This is a genomic window from Gracilibacillus salinarum, assembly GCF_022919575.1.
In the GTDB taxonomy this organism is placed as follows: Bacteria; Bacillota; Bacilli; order Bacillales; family Amphibacillaceae; genus Gracilibacillus; species Gracilibacillus salinarum.
The window spans coordinates 2,693,540-2,713,550 of record NZ_CP095071.1; the positions used below are offsets into that span (position 1 = coordinate 2,693,540).

Annotated in this window: 18 protein-coding genes and 1 pseudogene; 10 read left to right on the forward strand and 9 right to left on the reverse strand. The window is 38.8% G+C overall.

The window, feature by feature from the left end; translation table 11 throughout:
* The first annotated feature begins 223 nt into the window (after window positions 1-223).
* Entirely contained in the window at window positions 224-2,857 is a 2,634-nt protein-coding gene (locus MUN87_RS12470) for a UvrD-helicase domain-containing protein (RefSeq protein WP_244740561.1), read from the forward strand.
* Between the two features lie 286 nt (window positions 2,858-3,143).
* Here the strand turns inward: MUN87_RS12470 and MUN87_RS12475 are convergent, their stop codons facing one another.
* The 3 genes from MUN87_RS12475 to MUN87_RS12485 form a co-directional block, all read right to left on the reverse strand.
* A complete protein-coding gene (locus tag MUN87_RS12475) occupies window positions 3,144-3,518 on the reverse strand; it encodes a VOC family protein (RefSeq protein WP_244740563.1) in 375 nt (124 codons plus the stop codon).
* Window positions 3,519-3,547: 29 nt separating this feature from the next.
* Window positions 3,548-4,213, reverse strand: a complete 666-nt coding sequence (locus MUN87_RS12480; protein WP_244740565.1) for a PadR family transcriptional regulator — start codon at window positions 4,211-4,213, stop codon at window positions 3,548-3,550.
* Between the two features lie 389 nt (window positions 4,214-4,602).
* On the reverse strand, window positions 4,603-5,625 hold the full coding sequence (locus tag MUN87_RS12485; protein WP_244740566.1) for an alpha/beta fold hydrolase: 1,023 nt from the start codon (window positions 5,623-5,625) through the stop codon (window positions 4,603-4,605).
* A gap of 151 nt (window positions 5,626-5,776) precedes the next feature.
* Between MUN87_RS12485 and MUN87_RS12490 the strand changes: the two genes are divergently transcribed.
* The gene (locus tag MUN87_RS12490; RefSeq protein ID WP_244747966.1) at window positions 5,777-6,694 is read left to right on the forward strand and encodes a LysR family transcriptional regulator; all 918 of its coding nucleotides are present in this window, start codon (window positions 5,777-5,779) and stop codon (window positions 6,692-6,694) included.
* Window positions 6,695-6,821: 127 nt separating this feature from the next.
* On the opposite strand, the gene MUN87_RS12495 is transcribed toward MUN87_RS12490, so the two are convergent.
* Entirely contained in the window at window positions 6,822-7,019 is a 198-nt protein-coding gene (locus MUN87_RS12495) for a DUF6440 family protein (RefSeq protein WP_244740567.1), read from the reverse strand.
* Window positions 7,020-7,109: 90 nt separating this feature from the next.
* Entirely contained in the window at window positions 7,110-7,616 is a 507-nt protein-coding gene (locus tag MUN87_RS12500) for a TetR/AcrR family transcriptional regulator (RefSeq protein WP_244740569.1), read from the reverse strand.
* Window positions 7,617-7,775: 159 nt separating this feature from the next.
* Here MUN87_RS12500 and MUN87_RS12505 point away from each other — a divergent pair, with 159 nt between their 5' ends.
* The 7 genes from MUN87_RS12505 to MUN87_RS12530 all read left to right on the forward strand — a co-directional run bounded on the left by MUN87_RS12505 (window position 7,776) and on the right by MUN87_RS12530 (window position 13,021).
* Entirely contained in the window at window positions 7,776-7,916 is a 141-nt protein-coding gene (locus MUN87_RS12505) for a hypothetical protein (protein ID WP_244740571.1), read from the forward strand.
* Window positions 7,913-8,890 (forward strand): alpha/beta hydrolase, encoded by a 978-nt coding sequence (locus MUN87_RS12510; RefSeq protein ID WP_244740572.1) that lies wholly within the window; start codon window positions 7,913-7,915, stop codon window positions 8,888-8,890. Before MUN87_RS12505 ends, MUN87_RS12510 begins: the two co-directional genes overlap by 4 nt.
* Before the next feature lie 71 nt (window positions 8,891-8,961).
* Complete coding sequence (locus MUN87_RS22305; RefSeq protein ID WP_255840629.1) at window positions 8,962-9,096, forward strand: hypothetical protein; 135 nt, start codon at window positions 8,962-8,964, stop codon at window positions 9,094-9,096.
* Between the two features lie 161 nt (window positions 9,097-9,257).
* Complete coding sequence (locus MUN87_RS12515; RefSeq protein ID WP_244740574.1) at window positions 9,258-10,655, forward strand: alpha/beta hydrolase; 1,398 nt, start codon at window positions 9,258-9,260, stop codon at window positions 10,653-10,655.
* Window positions 10,656-10,699: 44 nt separating this feature from the next.
* Window positions 10,700-11,380 (forward strand): pectin acetylesterase-family hydrolase, encoded by a 681-nt coding sequence (locus MUN87_RS12520; RefSeq protein WP_244740576.1) that lies wholly within the window; start codon window positions 10,700-10,702, stop codon window positions 11,378-11,380.
* On the forward strand, window positions 11,364-11,867 hold the full coding sequence (locus tag MUN87_RS12525) for a hypothetical protein (protein ID WP_244740577.1): 504 nt from the start codon (window positions 11,364-11,366) through the stop codon (window positions 11,865-11,867). Before MUN87_RS12520 ends, MUN87_RS12525 begins: the two co-directional genes overlap by 17 nt.
* 182 nt (window positions 11,868-12,049) lie before the next feature.
* On the forward strand, window positions 12,050-13,021 hold the full coding sequence (locus MUN87_RS12530) for an aromatic acid exporter family protein (RefSeq protein ID WP_244740579.1): 972 nt from the start codon (window positions 12,050-12,052) through the stop codon (window positions 13,019-13,021).
* A gap of 481 nt (window positions 13,022-13,502) precedes the next feature.
* Here MUN87_RS12530 and MUN87_RS12535 read toward each other — a convergent pair.
* Both MUN87_RS12535 and MUN87_RS12540 read right to left on the reverse strand, forming a co-directional pair.
* Window positions 13,503-14,173: pseudogene (locus MUN87_RS12535) on the reverse strand (aldo/keto reductase).
* 430 nt (window positions 14,174-14,603) lie between these two features.
* Window positions 14,604-15,326: a 3-ketoacyl-ACP reductase gene (locus MUN87_RS12540; protein WP_244740580.1), complete on the reverse strand. Its 723-nt coding sequence runs from the start codon at window positions 15,324-15,326 to the stop codon at window positions 14,604-14,606.
* Window positions 15,327-15,775: 449 nt separating this feature from the next.
* Between MUN87_RS12540 and MUN87_RS12545 the strand changes: the two genes are divergently transcribed.
* Entirely contained in the window at window positions 15,776-16,186 is a 411-nt protein-coding gene (locus MUN87_RS12545) for a (deoxy)nucleoside triphosphate pyrophosphohydrolase (protein WP_244740582.1), read from the forward strand.
* A gap of 63 nt (window positions 16,187-16,249) precedes the next feature.
* On the opposite strand, the gene MUN87_RS12550 is transcribed toward MUN87_RS12545, so the two are convergent.
* Together MUN87_RS12550 and MUN87_RS12555 are read right to left on the reverse strand one after the other, a co-directional pair.
* Window positions 16,250-19,069 carry a DEAD/DEAH box helicase gene (locus MUN87_RS12550; RefSeq protein WP_244740584.1) on the reverse strand — a complete coding sequence of 940 codons (2,820 nt, stop codon included), beginning with the start codon at window positions 19,067-19,069 and terminating at the stop codon, window positions 16,250-16,252.
* A 47-nt stretch (window positions 19,070-19,116) separates the two neighbouring features.
* The gene (locus tag MUN87_RS12555) at window positions 19,117-19,986 is read right to left on the reverse strand and encodes a phosphorothioated DNA-binding restriction endonuclease (RefSeq protein WP_369414029.1); all 870 of its coding nucleotides are present in this window, start codon (window positions 19,984-19,986) and stop codon (window positions 19,117-19,119) included.
* Window positions 19,987-20,011 lie beyond the last annotated feature (25 nt).

The following is a 20,011-nucleotide window of genomic DNA, read 5'->3' on the forward strand; positions in this document are numbered from 1 at the left end:
CTTATAGTATTGATATGCATGCTGCTGAAACTCTCAATCGTTTTTCAATATTAATTAATGGTTCTTCTATACTTGATCTTCAAAATTTTTTAAACACTTATGACAGGATAAGTATCAAATAAAGCCAGAAAAAGAAATTCTCCCCCCTAACCAAATGAAGCTATCCCGTCACCAACAAATCGTGTTAATATGGATGATATCCTAAAGTCCCAGGAGGATTACCTTGAACACACCAGATTTTTCTACATTAACACCATATGAATTAGGAGAAACGAACGATCAGGAAGCGATTCCCTTTCTATTAACCTATTTACAAGAAGGAAAAGACAATGAAAAGAGATTAGCAGCATCAGCGATTGAAAAGCTCGCCAAGCCATTTTCAACTGCATGTAAGCAGGCTCTTCCTTTTCTTTTGCAAAATCTATCATCGGAAAAGTCTCAAGTACGTCAATACACGTTAAAGGCGATCCATGCGTTACCGTTGAACATAGACGAGATTACCGAACAGGATGTAGCGTTAATGGCATCCATCCAAGAACAAGATCCGAAAGATTACAACCAGTCTATCGCTGCACATATTGCAAAGAAGTGGTCCGCTCTGATAGCAAGCGGGACACCATCTTCGCTGCCTACTTTTCCAGTCGGTGCCAGTAAAAAAGAGATAGCAAAAGCACCAATAGCCGATTCGAAAACAACGGTAGAATTGGTAGCAGACGATGAACCAGACAGATATTATTTCAGGGCTCTCGAGCAGGAAGGTATAAAGTTGAACCAGCCTCAGCTGGATGCGGTTCGCCATTTTCAAGGTTCCTGTTTAGTCTTAGCAGGGGCCGGAAGTGGTAAAACTAGGGTTCTTTCTACAAGAGCTGGCTATTTGATTTCTGTTCATAAGGTCAATCCCAAACAGATCTTGCTGCTGACCTTTACCAAAAAAGCGGCAGGGGAAATGAAAGAAAGAATGTCGGGATTACCTGGCCTTACACCAGCAATGGCAGGCAGGATGACCAGTGGTACCTATCATTCTATCTTCCTCAAAATACTAAGAAGTCAAGGAGATACGAGAAGGATCATAACAGCGGAAAAGCACCAGCACACTTCCTTGAAAATCATAATGAAAGAAATGGGAATCGATGACTATGAGCCAGAGTCTTTACTGGAAATCCTGTCGCATCATAAAAATAACATGACTCCTGTTGAGGAGATCCCGGTTCATTCAGCCAATGACAAGGAAGTAAAAGATATCTTGCAACGATATGAACAAATGAAACGAGCGAATGGCTTTATGGATTTTGACGATATCCTGCTCGATGCTTATTTTTTTCTACAACAGCATCCTAACTATCTATCATTGCTTCAACAAAGATTCGCCTTTGTATTATGTGATGAATGGCAGGACACGAATCCTATCCAATATCAATTGGTGCGGATGATCGCAAAGCCGCAGAATCATTTATTTGTCGTCGGGGATGATGATCAAACCATCTATGAATTCAATGGTGCCGATTCCTCGATCATTTTAAACTTTACGAAGGATTATCCGAAAGCAGAAACGTTTCATTTACCTATCAATTACCGTTCGACAACCAGTATTGTCGGGCTAGCAAACAAAGTCATCGCGTTTAACAACAAGCGGTATCAAAAAAAGTTAACCGCAACAAAAGAAAGCAGCCATGCCCCTAGCTTTATCCGGCCAGATTCATCGGATGAAGAGGCAGAAATTATTATCGAGAACATGCTGCTTGCTGTGCAACAAGGAAAGCGTCAATTCAGCGATTATGCGATCCTTTACCGCACCCATAGTTACAACCGTGCCATTTTTGATCAATTGGTGTTAAAGGAGATCCCTTTTATTACGTATGGGAATGCCAATACTTTCTATGAACAATCGATTGTGAAGCCGGTCATTGATCACTTACGAGTAGCCATGGATGGTACAGATATCGAAGCGGTCCAGGGATTGTTACCTTCTCTCTATTTGAATCGCGAGAGAGTGACCAGCTTTATTCAACAAAAAGAACAAGCAAATCCTAAGAAAAGGGTATTAATGCATGCGATCGATTATCCAAACTTAAAAGCATTTCAAAAGGCTCAGATTGTTGACCGGATCAAGCTTATCCAGAAATTGAAAGAGATGAAGCCCGTGCAGGCAGTCCGAGCAATCCGTACCGTATATGACAAGTATATAGAAGCCAATCCGCGCAAGAACATGACCGTTCATAAAGAAATGCTGAAGGAAACCTTGTTGGAAATCGAATCCGCAGCAAAACGTTTTGACACGATTGCCGCTTTTTTAGCCTTTGTAGATGAAATTATCGCAAAGAACAAGCGGATGGAAGAAATCCGCAAAGACCCTGAAGCAGACGCCATTCGACTGATGACGATTCATAAAGCGAAAGGATTAGAATTCCCTGTTGTCTATCTGATAGGCGCTTCTGAAAAAATCTTACCACACAGCTCTGTCACGGACGACGAGGGCATCGAAGGAGAACGGCGCCTTGCTTATGTAGCCATCACCAGAGCAGAACAAGTATTATATGTCAGTTCACCCGCTACCTATAGAGGTGGTAAAGCAGATGTGTCCAGATTTATGAAGGAAGTATTCTCGAATCAGGAACAACAAGCTCAGAGAAAAAGGGTGGCCATTAACAAAAAGCCTGCCTCACCGAAAGAGAATAAATCGACGAGTACGGTAACGAAACAAACCGCAACGGTATTAGCATGGGATTGCACAAGTACCTCCTGTCCTGCCTGGGTACGGATTACGTCACATGAAGAGAGCCTACTGGAAGAAAAGCAGTGCCCGGTTTGTGGTGAGGTGATGGAGAAGGGGGAAAAAGAGGTGACGGTGAAGCGGTAGTGGCTGTCACTCCCTGATTTTGTTGATTTTTATTAAGGAAATCAGCAATTTTTGGGGAGTGACAGGCGTCATTAGTATAGCTACTCTTAGATAAGGTCCTTGCATTCCGTCAGAGTACAGCCACAAGAACGTAACACATCGTGCTTTTACCAGCAGTTGCCGCGGTTTTATACACTTGTCTTCCACCTGTTTACCATCTTACTTATTCAACAAACGCGCCCGATTGCGGCAGAACCATAGTGTCCATATTCGCAATATTCAACGTTTTTATCAACATTGGTTATAGCTAATCAGTCATAACTTCAAATAGGCAACCATCTAAATTTGTCCAAAACACCCCACGGGAAGCAAAAGGGTGATCTGTGCGTTGATTGTCTGTTTCAAACGGGCTGTTCCCGAAGGCGACATTCCTTTTACAAAGTCGGTCAAGAATCTGGTCAAAAGTATGTCCATCAACACTGAAAGCCAAATGCTGTTGTGGAGTATCGTCCTCGATTGTCATAAAGAAAACAGAAAGATCGTCATTAACTTGCACTTCCGCAAACTTATTGTCTATCCCTTCATAACCATCAAGTTTAAGGCCCATATTCTCTGCAAATTCGTGTGCAGCTTTATCATTATCTTTAGCGAATACCACTGTGTGGTCAAGTGTAATTGTCAATTTAAAGTCTCCTTTTATATTTTTAAGAATTATTGTCCATCTGAGTTTTTCTCTTCGTCATCACCTATTTTCAAAAGCTCTGCCCGTGTTTTTTCGAGAAGCTTTTGTAGTTGTTCCTTTTTTTCAGGCTTTTCTATAGCTTGACGGCCCACCTTGAAAAATTCATGGAATAAACCCTGAATGTCAGATCTTAAAGTCTGAATTTCGTCTAGATTCACATTTTCAAGCAAATTCATCCTTGAGGTGAAAGGATCTTCATCTTGGTTTTTTTTCAAAAAGGCTTGCCCCTCATCTGTAAGATGATAAACTTTTTTCCGCCCCTCTTTGATTACATTAACTAGATCTTGATCCTCAAGCATCTGTAGAATAGGATAAACGGAACCAGGACTAGGCGAATAAAACCCCTTAAACCTTTCCTCAAGCTCTTTAATTAATCCATATCCATGTCTTGATTGTTCTTGTAACAATTTTAATAAGACAATCTTGAGATCACCACGCCCGAAAAACCGTTCACCACTATTATCCCCATCAGATTCTTTGCCTGCGAATATATGAGGTCCGCCTTGCCCGTCAAAATTACCGTTTTCCATCCCAAATTCCGCGTCGAATCTGTCGCCTTTAAAAACACCATGATGATAAAAATGACCTTGTCCTTTTAAAAAAGGATATTGGGGCATATCGGGTCTTTTGTACATATTCACAACCTCCTGTTGATTTTATTCTAAAATAGCGATATATCGTTAATTCAGAATAACCGATATATCGTTAACTGTCAAGATGGTGAATATATTTTCTTCAGTTCATCTTACCTATAACACGCTTTATTTAGAATAATGCCTTCTCTTATTCAGGCCCTATAATGAAAAATAAGCGCTTATCCTTATTCAAGGATAGCGCCTGTTTGTAGGGTAACTTTGACTTTAACATGTAATTACAAGAGTGGAACTGCCAACATTTTAACGAAAGTATACCATAAGCCCTGAATCATGTTCGACTTGGGGAGTAGTTATTAAATTTCTTTATTTTACTTACATTGAAAATGAATAAATTTATTTCCGGTTATCCACTCGACATTTATGACATATCACAAACAGCCTACCTGTTTCAATAAACGTTTTAGATTCTCATTAATACATGCATTGTCGGTACTGTTAATTCCACGACCGGCAAAATGACCCCATACGGATTTGATAGGTAGATATTCAGCTTTAGGCACAAGCTTGGATTCATATTCATTACTTTCTGCTGTACAGAAGAGATCGGTACTTCCTGGCATGATACAGGTAATCGCTTTAATGCTTTTGAGCGCCTCATCAAACGCTCCATCAAATGCTGCGTTTGCACTAATATCTGCATGCTGGCCTGTCCATAACATGGCTAGAACATTGTGGGGATCCATATTCATAAAGCTATTTTCCCAAACTCCGATCATAAAATCTTCCAATTCCTCGAATCCCATTTCACGATAAAGCTCCTCTTTATAAAAGGTTTGTGATAATCCCCATCCGGCATAGACACGGCCCACTGCACGCATGTCTTCAGAAGACAACTGATTTATTTTAGCAGGGTCCGAGCCAATGGAAGCCATGAGCGCAGCCTTCATACCATCGAGGACCACATAGGTTTGCGGCCAAGTCTTTGCATTTCCACAGAAAGAGGCAATTCGATCCACCATGTCAGGATAACTGGTCCCCCATTGGAAGGCTTGAAGACCTCCCATTGACCATCCAACTACAAGAGCGATTTTCTGAATGCCGAATTTCTCAGTCACCAGCCGATATTGCAATTGAACGTTGTCATAGATGGTTACCTGAGGAAAATTAGCTTTATCGAATGGTGCAGGAGTATTGCTTGGAGACGAAGATAAGCCGTTCCCTATTAGATTTGGAACGATAATAAAATATTTTTGCGGATCTAGTGCCATACCGTCTCCAATCAACCATTCATTATTAACATGCTGATCACCAAAAGCGGTGTGGTAAATGACAACATTATCTTTACTTTCATTCAATTCCCCATAAGTCTTGTAAGCAAGGAATGCGTTTGGTAACGTCCTCCCTTGTTGCAGGGTTATATCACCTAAATTAAAAATCTCATACTGATCCATTGCGTATGTCCCTCCTTTTTTAAATGAAACACAAACATTTAAGAATGCATTTCTTGTATTAAGTATAAAGTCGTGTTACTTTCAATAAAAGTGAAGAAAACAGAACATAGCATTCAATATAATTGAAAGTAAAAAGAAGGGGTGAATGATGGTGGAATTGCGCCAGCTGAATACGTTCAACACAGTGGCAACAACATTAAATTTCAGTCGAGCTGCTGAAGCACTAAACTACGTCCCCTCCAATGTCACGATGCAAATAAAAGCATTGGAGGAAGAACTAGATGTTCGTCTCTTTGATCGTTTGGGAAAGCAGCTTGTTCTCACAACTGCGGGCAAACGTTTTTTAACTCACGTCCAGGATATTCTAAACAAATTGGACGAAGCTCGCAGCGTTGTTCATGACAATGAAATTTTAAGTGGTACCTTAACGATTAGTGCTAACGAAGTTGTTTGCGCCTATCGACTTCCAGATGTCTTTAAGCTTTTTCGTTCGCGGTATCCGGGTGTTCGTCTTATCTTTCGTTCAGTTCCAAATCTGCAACTCAAACAAACACTCTTAGAGGGAACCTCAGATGTCACCTTTATACTCGACGAACACATTAAATCAACAGGACTTGCAGTGGAGCCATTGACAGAAGAAAATTTTCGCTTTTTCGTTGCTCCAGACCATCCACTTGCTAACCAAACGACATTACAGCTTGAAGATTTTTATGGTGAAGTCTTCCTGATTAACGAAAAGGGTTGTCCCTATCGAACAATGTTTGATCGAACGTTTAATAATGGAGACATTGATAGTATTTCACCTTTAGAGTTTCAAAGTGCAGAAGCCATTAAACAATGCGCAATGTCAGGAATCGGAATTGCCTTTCTTCCGAAAATAGTAACCGCAGTCGAAGTGGAACGTGGCGATCTTGTTGCTCTTCCATGGCGGTTTCCAAACTTGGATGTGTATACACATATGGCATGGCATAAAGACAAATGGCTTTCACCGATTATATTATCTTTCATTGAAGCAGCAAGAGAGGTACTAGCTAAAGAAGACAATGTGTCAAAATGGTCTGCTAATTAACGTGAATCGTCCAATCGTTATTACTTCTTCGTATTTACTCAAATACGAAGAAAGAGACGATCACTTGATGAACGTAATCGTCTTCTTAATTTTCACTTAATGAATGGTTGCTTTAGACGTAAAATCATTAATTAGCTTCTATCTGTTCCACTATTACTTTACCATTCTCATCTAACAATGGTGTGAGAGCGCACCCTTGCGCACTCCATGTGTATAAATAGTTAACACCTGTTTGGCGATCAACCCATATAGATATGAGGCTCCCCTGTTGAGAAGTTTGTATCAACTTTTCATCAAAACGGTTATCATCTTTTTTATTGAACATTATTAACCACTCCTTATAAATACTTCATTTAAATTTTCCTTTAATGATCAAATTATACTGCGTGTCCATTCTAGCCGGTGAATTTTCCGGTTATTTCATCCCATGTGACGAAAGGAGTGCCGACATAGATTCGGCTGATTCTTGCATACCTCGACCAATCCACTCTTCAATCCAGCCGTACGTTCCATAGGTTATAAAAGATGTAACATAGGCAGCCATATTGTCATGTTCGGTTTTGGCACCATAAAGCTCGATAAAAACGCTTAAAAACAGATGAAATAAATTTTGTTTTTTTAACATAAGATAAAAATCGCTATGTTCTTTTAAGTGTTTAAACAAGCTGCCAAACAGTTCTGCATTAGATTCATTATTTACTAGTTGATAATCCGCATCCCACCTCGAAATTAGATGGTTAATATGTTTTAGTAAGATATCCTCTTTATCGACATAATTCCGGTAGAAAGAATTTCTGCTCACCTGCGCTTTGGTGGTTATTTGACTTATTGTTATTTGAGAAAGTCGATATTCCTTTAATAGTTTTATGGTAGCTTCGGTAATCTGGTCCATTACAAACGTATTTTTTTCTTCGTTATTCATGATGGTACATTCCCTCCTTATTTGTACCATTTTTCTAGTGGATATTGATCTTACAGAAAAGAGCTGATACATTTGTTACATCATTAACGTATACTTGTTGCAATCGTTTGTCAAGGGACAATGATGCCACTTGAAAATAAAGAGATAAAGGAGCAACATATGATGAATTTTCTTACGATGAAACGAAAGATTATTCTCGTTATAGTAATTATTGCCGGCCTGCTTTTAGGAAGAATGGCCGTACGAATGTTTATTAATCTGATGGTCGGCGGATCATTGTTCGGAGGCAATTTCCTATGAGAAAAGATAAAAAGAAAAGAAACAAAGCAGGCATGTTTATTCTGCTGTGTGTAGGGGCGTTTATCGTTTCTTTTGCAGGATCAGCTATCTTCAAAATGAACTATACTTCACCAGCATTAAAAGAATATTCGGTAGACTGGAACGATGAGATCGGGACGACTTATACCGATATTGCTTACGGAGACGGCGAAGCAAATAAATTCGATTTATATGTACCTGCTGATGATACAAAAGAAACATATGGTCTTGTCGTATACCTCCATGCGGGAGGGTTCACGACGGGTGATAAATCGGATGATGCCGGCATGCTGCAGTGGCTTGCTTCTAAAGGTTATGTAGCAGCAGGAATCAATTACACACTGCGCGATGACGAGCACCCTGAGGCTAGTGTTTATTCACAGTCCATGGACATTAAAAGCAGTATCCCCGTTGTTGTCGAAAAAGCTGAAGAATTAGGATACAACCTCGATTCTATGGCAATATCCGGAGGCTCTGCAGGTGGAACACTGGCAATGCTCTATGCATACCGTGATGCGGATGAATCACCTATTCCAGTGAAGATGCTGTTTGAAGCTGTAGGACCGTCGAGTTTCTATCCGGAAGACTGGTCTCCATACGGTCTCGATCAGAATCCGGAAGCAGCAGCCGATTTATTTTCCGTCATGTCCGGTACTGAAATTACGGTGGACATGTTCGGCACGGAAGCTTATGAAGAGGCAATCAAACCAATTTCAGCATATAGGTGGGTAAATGAGAATTCGGTACCTACTGTCGCCGCCTATGGTGTATATGACAAAGTGGCCCCGTTTGATACAGTGAAACATTTGATCCATGCATTAGAAGAAAACAACGTACCGCATGAGTACATTGAATTTCCGCATTCAGGACATGCACTTCAAAATGATAATGACCTGTATGTCAAGTATATGGAGACAGTGGAAGAATATCTGGATACTTATATGCCGATAAAATGAGAGGGTAGTATGGACGGGTTAGCGCCGCGATAAATTAAAAAGGGAGCACAGGCTAAAGGAGGATGCCAAGCTTGAACATGAATAAGGTTACAATGTTTTTGCAGGCTAAAAAGAAAGCAATAGTAACATTGGCAGTTATTATTGCAGCAGCTTGGATATTAGGTCAAATCTCTGTTCCAGCATTATTAAAAATCATTTTTCTATAAAGTGAGACTTCAATCAGTGGGGTTTTGACCCCCACTGATTGCTAGTGAAACTTATCAGGAAGTTATCGTCCGTTTATCCCCACTTAGCTTCTTATGTATCTCTCGAATCTTGAAGTGGGGGTATTACGGACGGTTAGCACTGTGATAAAGGGGGCAATTTTATGAAAAAGCTCTTATGGGTTATTTTGTGTGTGTTTGTTTTTTGTTGTGTGTTTGGATTATCTGCTTTTTCCAAATTCAAAGATATCTTTGGTGAAGATCTGGTTGCGGCATTTACATTACAAGGAAATGATGCCATCGAGACTTTATCAGACGATGAAATTCAAAAAGAAATCATTGATATTAAATACATCAAAGCTAATGGCGAAATCGGTACAAGGCAGATTGTTTTATACAAGCCGGCAAATGCGCAAGGGGATGTTCCCGTTATATTTGTTCCGCATTATGCAGTAGATGAAAATACTGCTGATTTTGTAGCTTATATAAAAAACGGCTGGGCTGCAGCTTCACCGTATAATGTGAAGAATGAATATAACGGAATATTAGCTACAGATGATTTGGTTTTCAATAATGCTGCACTATATACGCTGAGAACTATGAATGGAATTGATAAGCAAAGAATAGCGATGGTCGGAGGCAGCGCAGGAGGATACACGACCTTAATGCTGAGTCAACTTCACATGGGGACGGTTGCCTCGATTGCCAATGCACCAATCGCAAATATTTACTTTAATGCTCATGTTTATTTTCCAAAGGCTGATGAGATTAACCGTAACTCCGGATTACTTGATTTCAGAATGCCTGTTCAGGGCATGATATCAAAATCGTTTCAGCCTATTAATAACATTCTCACAGATGAAAATGACCCTTTATGGGAAGCATTATCTCCAGTTAGTATGGCGAAAGCCTTCAGCAGTCCAGTTGTTATAAACCATCATACAGCTGACATATTGGTACCTGTCGACCAAATAACAAAGAAATACACCTATGACGATAATGACGGAACATTGCCGAAAGGTTTTAATGCCAGCCTAGAGGACAACTATCCGGGGATATTAAGTTCTTCGCTTGAAGAATTAGCAGACCCGAATGAATTGTCCGTTAATAAATATGAATTGGAGAACAACGTAGTAACGGGCGAAATGCCATATAGTGAAAAGTTATTAACCATCAACGTGATTGATGACGGTCCTATCAGTGCAAAAGGAAGTCATTCAGCACCTACTACAACAGGCGGCTTTGATACCATGCCATACTTAAAGGATAGGATGGATAAAACTTTAAGAAATACTGAAAAGCTAGTTCCAGAGAAGCTGCTCTTGTTATTAGAAAGGTATGCAGGCAATAGCAAACAGTTGCCCGCACACAAGGGAATCGATGATACGGTCTATGGCTCTCTTGCCATCTACCAGAAGGAAGTCGTTGATGAACTAAGTACATGGGTAGAAAATCATTCATTGGAAGAAATGGATTCTGCAATGCAGGAGGCACTATCAATCAGCACAGATAAAGAACAATATACAAAAGTATGGAATGAAATAAAGGCACGTATGGAGTAGAATATCTGGATACCTATAATGCCTGTAAAATTATTGGAGGTATCATGATGAAAAAAGTATTGAAAATCCTGAGTGTTATACTGGCTCTCATTTTAGTTGTCTTGTTGGGTGTTTATCTATTTGTTTTGCAATATCCCGAATTAAAAAATGATCCAAAAGTTGACAAATGGTACCGTATTACAACTGATGAAATGAAATCATCAGATGGAAGCAAGTATCGTGCACTGTTCAAAAAAGGCAGTGAAAATAAAGTGATGGTTTACTTCGCAGGTGGCGGAGTCAGCGTTAATGAAGAAATGGCCAGGGAAGAAACCTATAATACAAAACGATTCTTTATAGATGCTGTGGCAAATTTCACCATGAACATGGGCGGAATCGCAACCGCAACAGATGATAATCCTTTTAAAGACTGGACTGTTATTGCGTTCCCTTATGCAACAGGCGATTTTCATGCAGGAACCGGAGAATTCAAGTATACAGACAAAGACGGAAATGAAAAAACGCTCTACCATAATGGATATACCAATTTCACAGGTGCGATGAAAGAAGCTATGGAACATGCCGGTATCGATAATCCGGATTCGGTTTTAGTTACAGGCTACAGTGCCGGTGGATTTGGCGCATCTTTACTTGCCGATGATGTATTTAGCAATTATTTCCCAAACGCAAAGAGTAAGACGGTTTTAGCAGATTCATCTTTGCTTCTAAATGATGATTGGCAATGATTGGCATAGTATTGCAACAGATGTTTGGCAATCACCCAAACATCTATCTGATAGATTAGTATCTAATAATATCACGTTAGACAGTTTAACTGCATTACATGAAAAATGGGAAGATGAGGTCACTATTTTATTTGACTCATCCACCCGAGATGGAGATTTAGCAAAGGTACAAAATTATTTTGATACAGGGAATATGGAGACAGATGAAGAAAGAGCAGATATATATCAGCAGATGTTAAAGGAAACGATACCGGAATTCAAAGAACAAGCTGGGGCATATTTATTTATTTGGGATGGATTACCTTGGTACGACGATCCACGAAATTTAACCATGCATACCATAATCGCAACACCTGAGTTTCATAACAAATTTGAAAATGTAGATATGTCCATTCGCGATTGGACAATAAATGCCGTTAATGGCAGGTTGGAAGATTACGGGCTCGATTTAGTTGACAAGGCGTACCCTTCGACTGATGAAGAATAAATAATGCAACAATCATTACGGTGGATAGAGCATTTCCTTTACTTTATACCGTGGTCCGTTATTTGAGCAGAATAAAATAACGGTCACCCCAATACATTTTCTAAACGGTTTTAAACTTTTCCTCATTTGAATTATAATAGAAACAAAACTCTACTGTATTTCACGAAAAGAGGAAAGTACATATGTTGAACATCATTGGTTATCGCACCATAAAAACGGCACTAGGTGCTGCACTTGCCATATTCATCGCAGAGCAGCTGCAGCTTGATTTTTATGTATCTGCAGGTATTACTGCAATACTTTGTATATCGGTAACAAGAAAAGACTCTCTATTAGCTTCCTGGCAGAGAATCGTTGCCTGTGTGATTGGAATGGCATTAGCGACTGTCCTGTTCGAATTGCTCGGCTATAACGTGATCGTGCTCTGTGCGTTACTGCTGCTGTTCATTCCGATCGTCGTGTATGTGAATGCAAAGAAAGGCATTGTGACAAGCACGGTATTCATCCTTCATCTATACACATTGGAACATGTGACAGTCAGCATTCTGCTCAATGAAATGCTGCTGTTAGTGATTGGGGTTGGAGCGGCATTGCTCATGAATACATATATGCCAAGTAATGAAAAACAAATGCGAAACATCCAAGGAGAAATCGAGCAATGTTTTCAAAAAGTCTGGTATGAATATGCACGCTATTTACGGGAAAATAGCACCGATTGGAGCGGGGAGGAACTCATCATCGCTTCTAAGAAAATTGATGAGGGACTTGCACAAGCATTAAGAGCAACCGATAACCATATCTTTCGCCATGATGATTACTTTTATCAATATTTTAAAATGAGAGAAAGCCTGCTTGACATTATGGAACGCATGCTACCGCTGATATCAACGCTAGATTACACCGTCATGCAAAGTCAGAAAATAGCGGAATTTATGGAAGAACTGAGTCATGCCGTTCATCCAGGCAATACCGCCATCTCTTATTTGAAAAAGTTAGAGGAAATGACCGATGAATTTCGGGGAATGGAGTTGCCGCATACAAGAAGAGAGTTTGAAGTGCGATCGGCATTATTTCATTTATTGTATGAGATGGAGAATTATTTGACGATTAAGAAGAAGTTTAGACCGGATCCGAAGCGAAATAAGCGGTTATAGTAGATTGGGCCAGACCCTTAAAGCATTACCGATTTAAAAATGATGTCGAAATACTCTTTCGGAGCACTGGTGGCGTTTATCATGTCCGATAAAAACAATAAAAAATAACCCCTCATATGCTTTGCACGGCTCTGAGGGGTTATTCTCTTAAACGCCCGCCCCTCTTATCGGGGTTCGGTCTCTTGTAACCGTAGACGTTGGAGCGTCTGCGGTTTTTTATATGCTATGCCAACTTTGTTTATATTATACTACAGTTTATTCAGAAGCACACATAAAATTAGAAAAATATTCTAATTCATATTGGGAGCAGACCCTCTAAAAAGACATAAGCAATACTTTATCGTCTGTATGAAAACCGTTCATCCATTTAACTTGAGGAAGAAAAAACAACTACACTTACATTGTTCTCTCCTCCTATACAAATCGGTACCATCTGTCTTTTGGTGGGTCCGGCACCTGTCTCGAGCAATAAAACCTGCCGTTATTTACTTGGCAATGGCGCGTGGGCTGAAATAAATCCTTTCTCCACTAATTCATTCCAGAAGGATGCTGGGATCTCCTCCTTCATCATCTCTACATCTTCTGTAATATGTTCCGGTCGTGTGGAACCTGGGATGACAGCTTTCACAGCTGAGTGTGCCGTTGAGAATTGTAAGGCTGCTGCTTTGAGGCTGACATCATGACTTTTCGCAATGTCTTCGAGTTGTTTTACTTTATTTACTATATAACTATCGGCTTTCGCATAATTATAATGATCTCCTCCGAGCAGCACACCAGAATTGAATGGACTGCCTACAATGATATCGATCCCTTTACCCACTGCTTTCGGCAGCATACGCTGTAAAGCATCCTCATGTTGCAGAAGCGTATATTGTGTAGCAGATAAGCATACATCCGGCTGCGCTTCTTCCAATTCCATCACTCGTTCAATAGGTTCTATTGTATTGACACCAAGTCCCCATGATTGAATCACTCCTTCTTCACGAAGGCGACTTAAGACACGAAAAGCGTATCAAAATAGCGAATTCCTTTATCCCAAGCAGTTTGGATAGTTTGCTGGGCTTCCTCTTCCGGAACGTTTCTGAACATATTGCCTAATGGTGCGGTTCCGAGACCTACTTTATGTTTAAGTGCTTGTTCTAGCGACTTCATTGAAATTCCTCCTTGATTGTTAATGCTATATTAATATTTTTCCGCTTTGGGGCTGTGGTAAACATGGAGAAGGAGTGCAGCGGTTCTTATTTTAGTACATTTGATTGTCTGATCCCTGATTCAAACGATTGTATAGACCTCAGAGAGTCCCAACTATAAATGAAACACACTAGATATTTATTACTTTCTAAAAATGCAACATAGGTGACAGACACGTTAAAAAGATAAGCACTAATTTATCCTCTATATGAAAACAGATCAATGAATGTTATTTGGGCTATAAACATCTTCACTCACATGTTCACTCAAGCCGGGTCTAGAATCTCTCTTATTGAGGTACTATGCCCAGAATTGTGCAGTAAAAAAAAGTACGTACCGCCTCTCCGATCTGAAGAGGTGATACGTACTGTATTGCGAATCCATACTTCTATTAGAACGGGTTTGTCGCCCATTGCAAGGATTGTTTAATGAAGATGCGTTGATGAAGTTTTAATTGAGCAACCATAAATTCGGCAAGATCCTCTGGTTGCATATATTTCTCTTTATCATATTCCTCGACTTTGTCACCCATTCCCATTTCTGTTGCAACCAGGCTCGGGTTCATGGTGAAAACACGAATATTGTTACGACGAACTTCTTGCATCAATGCTTCTGTCATGCCTTGAATAGCAAATTTACTAGCACTATAAGAGGTGGAACCCGCGGTAGCCTTCAATCCATTACTAGACGAAATGTTAATCACGTCTCCGCGATCTTTCGCAACCATATGTGGTAATACAGCACGTGTCACGTGATAAGTACCATACACATTAACTTCAAACGTACGCTTCCAGTCAGCAGGATCTATCTCCAGTAAACTTCCTTTTAAACCCATTCCGGCATTGTTGATTAAAATATCTGCTGGTCCAAGCTCTTTTTCCAACCCAGTAACAGCTTGGTCTACTGCTTCCATATCCGCTACATCTACTGGTGCCACTGCTACTTTTACACCCAACGCTTCTGCTTGTTGTGCCACTTCTTTTAATTTGCTTTCCGTTCGAGCCATTAAGCCTACATGGATACCTTCTTTAGCAAAAGCAAGTGCAGTAGCCCGGCCAATACCGCTACTTGCACCAGTAATGTAGGCCACTTTTTCTTTAATTTCTTGTCCCATTCAAAACATCCTCCTCATTAGTGGTTCTATCCTAATTGTAGGGTTGAATGCGTTTGGAATCCAATAAAGTGGTTTGAGATGTGACTTTGGTTTAAAGTGGATTACATCATAAGATGTTAAACTGTTTTAAAGTTTGTGATATACGCTTCTATAAATGAACAATTCGTTAAAGTAGTCTTGTAGAAAATTACGCATTTTTTATGGTGGTTGAGGCAAAGCTATACACAGTATATGGGCTAACTTTTTAAGAAAGTCATTTTCATTAACCGATAGAGATTTAACAGTAGAATATGTATAAGAACACAAGTTTACCACGTATTAGCGAATTTTCATTAATATGGCAGATGAGATTACCATTAAGATAAGTATAAAGAAAATTCTATGTCCCTAGTCGATCTCCCCTTTCCATGCTAAAATTAAATTACTACCATAAACGTTGGAGGTTTCCTATGAAAAAGAAAGTAAAAGTAGTAGCAGCTGTAATAGAAAACAATCAAGAAGAAGTACTCTGTGCACTAAGAGCGCATGATATGTCTATCCCAAACAAATGGGAGTTCCCTGGTGGAAAGGTAGAAGAAGGGGAGAATTTGCAACAAGCTTTAGAGCGTGAGATTCAGGAAGAGTTGAGGTGTGATATTAAAGCGGAAAATGTTATTTATGATCATACACATGAATATGACAGCTTTATTATTAATTTAATTGCACTGGAAGCCAATATTGTCTCTGGAACACCAGTAGCAACCGAGCATGCCAAATTAATTTGGTTACCAAAGGAGAATCTTGATTCCGTTATTTGGGCTCCTGCAGATATTCCAGCCGTTGAAACGTTAATCAAACAAACAGAAAGAGCACATTCGTAATTGAATGGCTCTTTGCTGTTACGCTATCTTTTCAAGTAAATATTTTTCCCCACAGAGAGAATATTATACTTTTTCTGTGAATTCCGTATATAGTCTAGCTGGTATTTCCTGCTCTAATTCAATCGTTACTTGAATAGGTTGCTCTCCTTCATAATCTACCGTATTTCCTTTGCCAATGTAAATGAAGGGTTCTGTTTTACTTTTTTCAATATTCTTATACTTTCGCACAAACAAATGTAAATTAATCCCTCGTTCTTGATTAAAAATAATATCTTTTCCACGATCCGAGGACTGCTTTGTATTATTTTGTGTCTCCCAGTGAAAATATTTCTGATCAATAAACTTATCATTATACTTAATACTATCCTTTATATCTTCTTCTTTGTGTAAATCGATAAATAGGAAAAACTCACTTCCATTAGCTAGCAAACCCTGTCCCCTAAATGAACTATGAATCTTTCGAAAATTCGATAATATTGCTGTATCCACCATTTTATATTGTTCATAGAGCTTTAAGAAAGGCACGCCATAATATTTATTTTGAAATTCTTTTCTGTATCGGAAAATACCATAGTGAATAACATCTTCTATGAATTTTCTCATTTGCTCGTTTTCCGTAATCAATCTTTGAAAAAGATCTGATCTCTTTAATATGTGTTTCTCATGCATACATAATTTGGGGCGATTGTTGATCTGCACACTATCATAAAAATCTTGATTTAAACATTGGAAAGCATGTAATACACTATCATCATCTACATACTCTATTTCTTTTTGTATTTCATGTTGAGCTCTTTCTAACGAAATCTCATGATGTGTTAACAAATAACGTAAAATGACAAACTCATAAACTCGCTTTAAAGGTAGCATACTAGATAGCTCTTTTAGTACACCTTCGAAACCTTCATTAAACAAAAGTAACTTTAATTGATCATCTTTTTCAACCTTGGCAACAAAACCTAAGTACGTCTTTGCGTTTTCAATGAATTTAACTGGATCAGGCGAACCATCAAATTTTATATAATCCATCAGGTATAATGGTGCTCTACCACTGTTCATCTTTTTGAACTCAAAATATTCTTCCTTTAGATACTTCATCGAATAGAAGTTTTCTTGATCGATTTGAGCTAGGATTCTTTCCTGAGAGATTTCATCAAGTTGTACATGAGTATTACCTGGTATATTAGCAAAACCGGTAGATATAGCTACCTTGATACTTTCTTTGTCATAATAGCGATTTCCATTTAAAGCTAAGGCGATTAAGAATGTTTTACTGTGGTTACCAATGAAATCAAGAACAGTCAAGAAATTCTTTAGTGGATGCTTTCTTAAACCTCTTCCTAGTTGCTGAATAAAAACGATAGGCGAGTTAGTTGGTCTTAGCATTAGCACAGTGTTGATCGATGGAATGTCTACACCTTCATTAAAAATATCTACGGTAAAGATCACAGTTAATGGATCGTTATCATCTTCTAACCTACTAATAAATGTGTTTCGTTTCTCACTGGAATCATTTCCATCTAGAGCAATACTATAATAGCCCCTTTTATTAAACTCTTCTGCCATATAGGTAGCATGTTCCCGACTCGCACAAAAACCGATACATTTACGTTTCTCAGAGTCATGACCATAAAACTCCATATTTTCGATAATGAAGTCGATCCGTTCATTCAGCTTTAACCTTTTTGTAATTTCAGCAACATCATCAATATCCACATCGCTAAGATCAATAGAATCAATATCTGTTACACCAAAATAATGAAATGGTATCACTAATTCCTCTTCCAGTGCTTCATGCAATCGAACCTCTAACCCTACATTATTATCAAATAAATCGAATACATTTTCATTATCGGCACGTTCTGGAGTAGCTGTCATACCTAATGTGAAGCTTGGTTTAAAATGATCCATAACTTTTTGGTAACTCGGGCTTGTAGCATGATGCGCTTCATCATAAACAATATAATCAAAAGTAGTGGGATCAAATGCTAGATACGATTTAGACATGGTATTAATATTTGCAAACAAATAGTCAGCAACTGTATCTTTATTTGTCCCTGTCAATAAGCCGAATGTTAGGTTCTCGTTTGGCAGTAGTGCTTCATAGGTTTCTTTTGCTTTACGAAGTATTTCCTCTCTATGTACTAGAAAGAGCAATCGTTTCGGCTTTACCTTTTTCACATCAAAAGCAGACATATAGGTTTTCCCAGTACCTGTAGCTGCAATGACCAACGCTTTATTTTCGCCAAAGCTTCGCAGCCGTTCTAAATTCTCGATAGCTCGTCGTTGCATATTGTTGGGTACAATGTAGCTCCCTTTTTCAGCGACGAATTGCTGCTTCGTTGTCACAATATGTTCAATGCTTTCTAGTAGCTCTTCATAACGCTTTATAAATTCAACATCTGCAACTGTACTTTGTTCCCATATAGAGTCATATTCTTTTAATACCTGTTTCACAAACTCATCATTATGCTTAGAGATGATTTCCACGTTCCACTCTACATTACTTTTTAATGCACTTTGCGTTATGTTAGACGAACCAATAATAATTTTATAAAAATCCTTATATTCAAAAATATAAGCCTTCGTATGAAAACCTATTTCTCTTTCATCTGTAACAAATACTTTTAGATCAATATTTTCAAATATATTTATTTTCTCTAAAGATTTGGTATCCGTAAAATTTAGATAAGTAGAGGTAATGATCTTACCCTTTATTCCTCTTTTATTAGCTTGTTTTAGCGGATCTAAAAGAAGTTGAAGGCCACTGAAATTAATAAAAGCCACACTGAAATAAAACCGCTCACATTCTTGTATACTTTGTGCTATTTCTTTTAACAGATTTCCAGTATTGTTATTTGTAATTAGTCTTTTGTCGATCATTGAGACTCTCCTTGTTGTGATTAGAGTTTTTGAAATTTCTTCAAAGCTTATATAAAATCCCCAACATCCCCCTTATACACTTCCTTCACATGCCAATAAATAAATTCTTCCTTCGGCAAATAAATTTGCTGCACCGGCTTATGAATCAATTGCTCATCAAAGCGCTTTACATAATCATAAAACGCCTCATTCCCCACCGCTTGCTCTGAAACATGTATTCTATAATTCTGTGAAACAGCAAATACACCACGGTCAAATAATTGATGATGCAAAGAGCATAACGCCAATCCATTCTCTTCTCTATCAGGACCGCCAATATTGTGCCACTTAATGTGTGCCGCCTCAATACCAATCAGCTGTTGATTAAGCTTTACTTGAAACCCGCATATCGCACATTGATGTTGATAGGCACTTAGAACTCTTTCTCTAAATTCAGGATCTCTTTTTCTGCGACGATAATACGTTAATTGTAATCCAGTCGCCTGTAGTATTTCATTATGTAACGTTTCAGGAAAATGATGCTCTAATAATGTATTAACAATTTGATCAACCAAAGTACCATCTTTTTCTAGAAGCTGATAGATCTCTTCGGTAAATCCGCCAGATACACCATCGTCTATCAACGCTTTATTAAAGGAACTACTCATAAGTATCGGCTTATCTAATTCCCAAATGCCATCACGTGCTAATCGGACAAAAGGTTGTTCAGGATGATAAGATTTTCGCTTTGGACCGTATTCTATCAGTAATTCTACTAATTTCGGTCTAGCATCGACGTATAAAAAACGCTTCTGACATGTTAACTGCCATTGACCTAATGCATATAATATCAGCAGTGGTTTATGCGGGGCACGTTGGTCTCCTTTTTTCCACACTGCTAAATTTGATATGCGTTGTAATAATTCAGACTTATTGATAGGAAGTACCTCCTTCAGACAGAAT

What these genes read in the sequence shown, in the direction of transcription:
- MUN87_RS12480 (WP_244740565.1), bottom strand. Translation starts at nt 4,213, where the DNA reads ATGTACAAAAGACCCGATATGCCCCAATATCCTTTTTTAAAAGGACAA.
- MUN87_RS12485 (WP_244740566.1), bottom strand. Translation starts at nt 5,625, where the DNA reads ATGGATCAGTATGAGATTTTTAATTTAGGTGATATAACCCTGCAACAA.
- MUN87_RS12495 (WP_244740567.1), bottom strand. Translation starts at nt 7,019, where the DNA reads ATGTTCAATAAAAAAGATGATAACCGTTTTGATGAAAAGTTGATACAA.
- MUN87_RS12500 (WP_244740569.1), bottom strand. Translation starts at nt 7,616, where the DNA reads ATGAATAACGAAGAAAAAAATACGTTTGTAATGGACCAGATTACCGAA.
- MUN87_RS12505 (WP_244740571.1), top strand. Translation starts at nt 7,776, where the DNA reads ATGATGAATTTTCTTACGATGAAACGAAAGATTATTCTCGTTATAGTA.
- MUN87_RS12510 (WP_244740572.1), top strand. Translation starts at nt 7,913, where the DNA reads ATGAGAAAAGATAAAAAGAAAAGAAACAAAGCAGGCATGTTTATTCTG.
- MUN87_RS12515 (WP_244740574.1), top strand. Translation starts at nt 9,258, where the DNA reads ATGAAAAAGCTCTTATGGGTTATTTTGTGTGTGTTTGTTTTTTGTTGT.
- MUN87_RS12520 (WP_244740576.1), top strand. Translation starts at nt 10,700, where the DNA reads ATGATGAAAAAAGTATTGAAAATCCTGAGTGTTATACTGGCTCTCATT.
- MUN87_RS12525 (WP_244740577.1), top strand. Translation starts at nt 11,364, where the DNA reads ATGATGATTGGCAATGATTGGCATAGTATTGCAACAGATGTTTGGCAA.
- MUN87_RS12530 (WP_244740579.1), top strand. Translation starts at nt 12,050, where the DNA reads ATGTTGAACATCATTGGTTATCGCACCATAAAAACGGCACTAGGTGCT.
- MUN87_RS12540 (WP_244740580.1), bottom strand. Translation starts at nt 15,326, where the DNA reads ATGGGACAAGAAATTAAAGAAAAAGTGGCCTACATTACTGGTGCAAGT.
- MUN87_RS12545 (WP_244740582.1), top strand. Translation starts at nt 15,776, where the DNA reads ATGAAAAAGAAAGTAAAAGTAGTAGCAGCTGTAATAGAAAACAATCAA.
- MUN87_RS12550 (WP_244740584.1), bottom strand. Translation starts at nt 19,069, where the DNA reads ATGATCGACAAAAGACTAATTACAAATAACAATACTGGAAATCTGTTA.